Genomic DNA, 6680 nt, shown 5'->3' on the forward strand with positions numbered 1-6680 from the left:
GTCGACAGTGTGGAACAAAGCGTCTGAAGCGGGTGTATATGAAGGCCTTGACCGTAAAACTGGAGAGAAGAAATGGACAGCAACCTCTGTGGATTTGATATTTGGTTCAAACTCAGAGCTGCGCGCAGTAAGTGAAGTGTATGCTTACGACACGTCTAAAGATAAATTTGCCCAAGACTTTGTAAAAGCATGGGTAAAAGTGATGAACTTGGATAGATAATATCGAGTTTGATTATTCCATTGCTGGGGCTTGATGCCTCAGTGGTGGGATAATCCTTATTGCTAATATCACCTTATTAAGATCATATATTAATTCGCTCTTATTTGCATAGTCACCAATGTTTTCACACGGGCGTTAAGCCGGTTATTGTTGCTCTCTTTCAATGTGACACTTTGTTTAGGCATAGTTTCATCCAAATTATCTGGTGCGATATTGCACCACATGTAGTTAGTTCGCAATAAATCGCAGCTTTATGGAAGAGGTGTCGCGCACTGCAACATAAGTTGCAATGCGGCACATAGAGGTGTTGGTAACCAATAGTTTTTGCGGGGATGTTTTATGCCTGACTAGCCACTAATGCCTGCTCAATATCCGCAAGAATATCGTCAATATGCTCGATACCCACTGAAATTCTCACCATTTCTTCTGATACACCGGCGTTAGCAAGTTCTTCAGGGTTTAACTGGCGATGCGTAGTGCTAGCCGGGTGGCAGGCTAGGGACTTTGCGTCGCCGATGTTAACTAATCGCAAGATCAAATTCAGCGCGTCGATAAATTTGCCTCCCGCCGCAATCCTACCTTGGTTAATCGTAAATAAGATTTTATGCGAGGTGCTATTTTACTTTTGACCTCGTTACCGCCAAGATAGGCGATAACTTTCCGGATAAATTTTTGAACTTAATGGCTATTTTACCCCAGTACGTGAGCGGGATTCAAACACAACCTGTAGCTGGTCAGATCAAGTTCAAATTATTTATATTCATTAAATGGAACCAATGTAGCATTGAGTACTTGGCTATTGAGGCGTGCCAGTGTGTTAAATAATTCGGGGTTTTTAATTTTTAATCTATGCAGTCGAGCATAGTGCATATCTGTTAAGTCCTGCGATTGCACCAGCCGTTCTAAAATTTGTATTTGTTGATGAACGGGGGGCATTTTCGAGGCAACTATGCGATCAAGAAATAATGCTAAGCCGTCACGGCCACCAGGGAATCCCGCAGTTGATTCACCTTTGTCGAGAAGCTCTATCGCGTCGTCAAAACGAAATCTGGAAATCGCATCGTAGCCAAGGCTTGGGTGAGTGTGGCTAGTTGAAAAGTATATCCTTTTGTAGTTATCTGCGTCGCTCAAGCATTCGGAATACTGTGGACTGTGAAACTGAATAGTGTCTAAAATGCTTAAGGATCTTTGAAGCAATGTTATATCCCCACTCATACATATTTGCTGAGCTATGTAGGTCTGCTCGCTTGGGGCAAGTTGTTTTTCACCCAAAACTGCTAATGCTTCATCTAGGCTATTATTTTTGATGCCATCAATTATACGGTGTAAGTAGGGCATATTAGTTGTTGGCATTTCAGTAAACTGGTGTGCGTTGTAGTAATGATCAACCAGCGCTGGCGAGATTTGCTGTAAACGCTCAACATTTTCATAAAAGGAGTTACTCGGGCTCGTGTTTTTTTCAATTGCTTGAAGGTGGCTTTTAAAGGATGGCTGATTATTAACATAAAGCGCGACTTTTTCTTTGCATTCCTTTTGCTTCTCAAGCTTATCTAACGAAAGTGATTTATATGAATCGATGAGTACTTGAAGTGAGATGTAATCGCCAAACAGGCTTATGTCTTCAGCCTGAACTGGCAGATCTTGAACAATATCGAAAGGTAAATCGTTGGCAACTAGTAGTTTGAGTTGTTCATTGCCTATCGTAACCCGTTTATTGTATCCGATAATACTGTAAGTATTCTGTTCTGAGTTGAACCATAGTTTTAGAGGCTCATTGCTAAGTGTTAAGGCCAATAACGCGCTAATTTTCTCTGGCAACTGGTCTATTTCTCTACTTTCAATAAGGCGAGCAATGACATGATTGGCTTGGGGAATACTAAACGGATGTCGTTTTGAAGGTAATATCTTTGCCATATGAGATATTAATTCGACATTACCTTTCTTTACTGCTGCGTCTAAGGCGGTGGATAAGTTGCCATTGCGGTCGTAAGGCCGCCTCTCTTTGAAATCAATTAACTTTGCAATTGCGGTTATTTTTTCTATATCGCTGGTGTTCTCAATAACGCTAATCAGAACTGCTTCATCTAATTTGGTATCACTAGGCAAAGCATTTATCCACTCAATGGGTTGTTTAACTAGGTATTTTGAGATCGCCCGGTTGGCTGAAAATATACTCGTTTTCCCACGAGATTTTATTCGCACGTCTGGCAGTGTTTTCTTTAAATCTAATAGTGTGGAAAACTCGAACTGCTCGTCCGAGTTGACTTTACGGTTAATGGCCATAAACTCTCTAAAAAGAGACTTATGTTCATCATCCAAGTCTTGTATTTTGTCCGATTGCAATTCGACAAAGTTTTGGCTGGCTAATCTGGTTTCAATTCCCGGCACCATAAAATAAGCCCTGGGTAGCGATATGACTTCGTTGCTGACAAGCAGCGCTAATGCCCTGGACAAATCGGTGAAATTTGACTGGCTTTCAATAATGTTCTGCGCGTCAACTTGAATCTGCCTCTGCTCTTGTAGTAGTTGGGTAGTTTCTATCTCACATCGTTCGATAGACGAAATATCTATGTTGTTTCGTTTATTTGAGTGACTGCCAGTAGAAGGGATATTATATAGATTTTGTTGCGGGTTGCTTTTGGTGACTTCGGCCTCGTGATTAATCTCAACTATTTTGCTCTGAGAAATCGATGGTTCTTGTAAAAAAGAATAATTCGAGTAGAACGTGAATAAAAGTAGTAAGCTGGATATTGACATTGCACATATCATTATTAATTTCATGGGCTTTTTACTTCGCTTTATGTTTTAAGATGATATCTAAATTAGTAAAAGTCTGTTCGATATCACTTAATGGTATATTGCTTTTATATATTTTATAAGATTTGACGATTACGTCATCTCCCCGTTTTATTAATAAGCTTACAACTTTCGGTTTATGTTCTGTGGCAAATACCTTCATTGGCGGGTCTGATATCTTCTTGTTTATATATACAACTCCATTTTCACAGTCAAATTGAACTAGATAGGGTAATTGATAATACTTATACAAAGAATATAAACCGATGGCTAAGCCAAATGGGCTAAGTATTTCTGCTATGAATCCCTTAACCTCTCCATCAAATTTTGGAAGGTGAGAAAAATAACTTGTGCCACTTATCAGCGCCGCAGCAAAAATAACAATCAATAACACTAATCCAACGAGATGATACCGTTTTTTAGTAAATTCGAGTAACGCTTTGCTCACTTACAGATACTCCTTTAATCGTAATGTTATTTTCGAATAACATTACGATGATAACATCCCAATTTATTTTGACTTCAACATATCCCAGATTTCATTTAATCTGGTAGCTAAGCATGCCTCGGTTCGTGGCGGTTAATTTCACATAGGCTAGAGTCGTACGCTTCAGTGCAATCTCCCCAGCTTGGACCTTGCCCACCGATAGGATCATCGATGTTTAGGTCATAGTCAAAATCTAATGCGTCTTCCAATGCGGCAATTACCCCTGGAGTATTGTTTTCAACAAAATCAGCGATGAGAAATGCAGCAGCACTTGCTCCGATAATCACGAGCAATGGTCTGCCTGTAGCATTCATCAACAACCCGTTAACTCCAGCGTATGTACCCACACCAGCCAGTAAACCTGAGACTTCACTTACGGCGGCTACATAATCTTGCTCTGCCAAATGAATAGTAGCTTGTATACCGGTACTTAATGCCTCATAAAAATTGTTTGTTTTCCGCAAGAAAGCATCAAGTAAGCGTATTTCATTTGCTATTCGAGCTGCCGTCTCTGGGCTAATGCTTGTCCTCAAGGCTAATTGTGCAAGCTTGTTTTTTAGTGTTTGGATAGCAACCATTAAATCAGCTACACCCTCTGCGTCATTTACGGGTGTATAGTTGCTACCACCTCCACCATCGCTGCCCTCATCGCCGCCACCACCAGCGCCTGGGTCAGGGTCAAAAGGAGGTGGCACAAATGGAATAAATGTTTCCCATGGGCCGCATATGCCACAACCAACATCCCATGTGTCGAATGCATGGCTTTTTGACACACCGAAGCTCCAACCGCTAATAAAATTTTTATTTACTTCCGTCAAAAAAACACTTTTATTTGCTGATGTGTTCGACATATCGTGTGCTAATGAGCCGTTCAAACAAATAACAGCGATTGCAATTTTTGAGTATATGAATTTCATAAATGTTCCTTTTTATAAAAAATTAATGTTTACCGCGATGTTTTCCCTATTTCGATTTAGCAAAATAGGGAAAACAATTCCTTTAAATTAAGTACTTTATCGCTTCGATTATTTATTTATACCTTAGTTTATAATACTTGAGTCTCTATGCAGCAAACTCCAGTATCGATTGAATTTACTTCCGACCCACTAAAGCTCCAGCCTGCGGCATATTCTGTATTTAGTTTTGTTAGAACACTGTTGTCAATTTCACTGGCTTGCAGGTATGCAGAAGTCGCAACTCCTGTTAGACATGTTACGGCTATGGCTATGTTTGATTTAAGAGTTTTCATAAGCTTCCTTATTTATATTTAGTCAAAGTTAAAGTTGTTTATTGCTAAAAATTGCTTGATCGAATGATGAAATCATCTCAAAAGCACCATTGGCAACGTAAACGACTTGGTTTTTTACCACTCGAATTTGCTGTGGTTCAAGCAAGTTCAACCGACAAAATTTTTCGATTAGTTTTGTAGACTTTTCGTACGGGATATTTAATGCACGACATAAAAAGTCGGGTGTAAAAATCGGGTACATCAATAGCATTTGTAACGCTGCGCTATCGTGAGTATCCATTGGTCTCAAAGCTACTTTGTTTGATAGGTTTTTTTGAAATATATTTATTATCGTTGTTAGATAACAAGTCAAACTATCATTCCAAGCAATATTACTAACCCAATATTCATTTGCGTTTAAGTTACCTGTTACGAATGAAGATAACTGCTCGCTGAATTTGATTTCGGAATTACTGAATCGAAACAGATCAAGATGTGGTCGATTTATACCGTGTTTAATCAATAGACCTTGCATCAATGCCCGCGCTAGTCGACCATTACCATCCATATAAGGGTGAATTTTTAAAAAAAGAACATAAATATTTATGATAGCAAATAAGTCATTTGAGATTGATTGGCTTATCAAAGCGACAAGATCATCCATGGCTTTATTCACCACCTCAGGGCGTGGAGGCCTGTATACTTCTCCGCTTAACTTACTACCAACGGTGTTTTGGGTGAGTCTGAATGAGGTTACCGCTGGCCTATTGTTCCGATTCAATTTACGGTGGGCTAAATGAAATGTGTCGATGGTTACATTACGTGTACTGAAAAGTTTAACCACTTCTTCATAGGCCGTGATTTGCCCGATTAGGTCTGAAGTAATTGGATCATCATTATGCGGTAGTGTGAGTGAATAAAATAATATTCCGTGCGGAACTAACCTAGCCTCCTTTAGCGCTTTATCTCCGCAAAGATATCGGTTAATAATCCTACTTAAGAAACTTTCTTGCCACGCCATCCATGAGCTCTTTATTAACGCAACGATATGATCTATATCGTTAATCCATTCACTTTAAAATAAATAAATAAATAATATTGTCAATACTTTTCCCAAAAAACATCCTATTAAGTCTGATGCCGCAGTTCAAGTTCGTATATTATTTAGTGAAAAGAATACTTTTTATTCATAAAAATCAATGTTCATAGTGGCACCAAAGTGATCAATTAAGTTATTCCTTTGTTTAGTTATATTAGTAGCGGCCATACCGATTTAACTTAGTACTTGAAGTGTCTATTTATAAACGTTTAGCACGACTTTTCTTGAGACAAGGCTCTGCTGAAAGCGCACGACCGACGTACGCTTAGAAGTAAGTTGAGGTGGGAAATTTTGGGAAATATCTGCCGACATAGCATGAGCTATCTTGTCGATTTGTAAATTAGTTACCGTTGAGAGCCTGTGTGCCGGTAAAACTCGAACAGTATGCTCAAAAACAGCGTGGTAGCGTTTTTACTTGAGTAAATAAAATTCGGTTAGAAACAGTCAAGCCACAAATTCAAAAAGACGCTCAAACTTTATATCATTCATCTAGCGGCAACAAAAAATAAGTAACTCGATAAGATACAGGAGTGGAGTACAGGAGGCAGGAAATCTATTACTGCAGTAGAAATCATCTAAAGAGAAGAGCGAGCAATCAGCTGTATCAGATCGGGTTAGAGAGTTAAATGGCTATCAACTCGCGACAGTCCGTGAATCCAAGAGTAAGGCACTCGTTCAGGTAGATGTTAAGCGTAATGATTATTTTTTGTGCGGGATACTTGAATAAGTAAGCACTAGGGTCACGAAAAAAACGCCTTTACGGCCAATTAAACCATTTTGCTGCGTGATTCACTGTTGGATGCAGTGAAATATTGAATGGAAACAAACTCGCAGCCCCGCAGGTGCTATC

5 protein-coding genes and 1 pseudogene are annotated in these 6680 nt (G+C 39.3%); 1 reads left to right on the forward strand and 5 read right to left on the reverse strand.

Annotated features, from left to right (window positions below):
* Positions 1-220 (forward strand): hypothetical protein (locus AB9H30_RS19040; RefSeq protein ID WP_371196383.1); only part of this gene is annotated, 220 nt, incomplete at its 5' end.
* A 337-nt stretch (positions 221-557) separates the two neighbouring features.
* Here the strand turns inward: AB9H30_RS19040 and AB9H30_RS19045 are convergent.
* The 5 genes and pseudogenes from AB9H30_RS19045 to AB9H30_RS19065 all read right to left on the reverse strand — a co-directional run.
* Positions 558-806, reverse strand: a pseudogene (locus AB9H30_RS19045) (PLP-dependent transferase); the annotation flags it as partial.
* Between the two features lie 164 nt (positions 807-970).
* Positions 971-2977, reverse strand: a complete 2007-nt coding sequence (locus AB9H30_RS19050) for a hypothetical protein (RefSeq protein ID WP_371196384.1) — start codon at positions 2975-2977, stop codon at positions 971-973.
* A gap of 31 nt (positions 2978-3008) precedes the next feature.
* A complete protein-coding gene (locus AB9H30_RS19055; protein WP_371196385.1) occupies positions 3009-3464 on the reverse strand; it encodes a hypothetical protein in 456 nt (151 codons plus the stop codon).
* A 107-nt stretch (positions 3465-3571) separates the two neighbouring features.
* Positions 3572-4420 (reverse strand): hypothetical protein, encoded by an 849-nt coding sequence (locus tag AB9H30_RS19060; protein WP_371196386.1) that lies wholly within the window; start codon positions 4418-4420, stop codon positions 3572-3574.
* Positions 4421-4780: 360 nt separating this feature from the next.
* Positions 4781-5752: a Fic family protein gene (locus AB9H30_RS19065; RefSeq protein ID WP_371196387.1), complete on the reverse strand. Its 972-nt coding sequence runs from the start codon at positions 5750-5752 to the stop codon at positions 4781-4783.
* Positions 5753-6680: the final 928 nt, after the last annotated feature.

The organism is Glaciecola sp. SC05 (assembly GCF_041380235.1).
Taxonomy (GTDB): Bacteria; Pseudomonadota; Gammaproteobacteria; order Enterobacterales; family Alteromonadaceae; genus Glaciecola.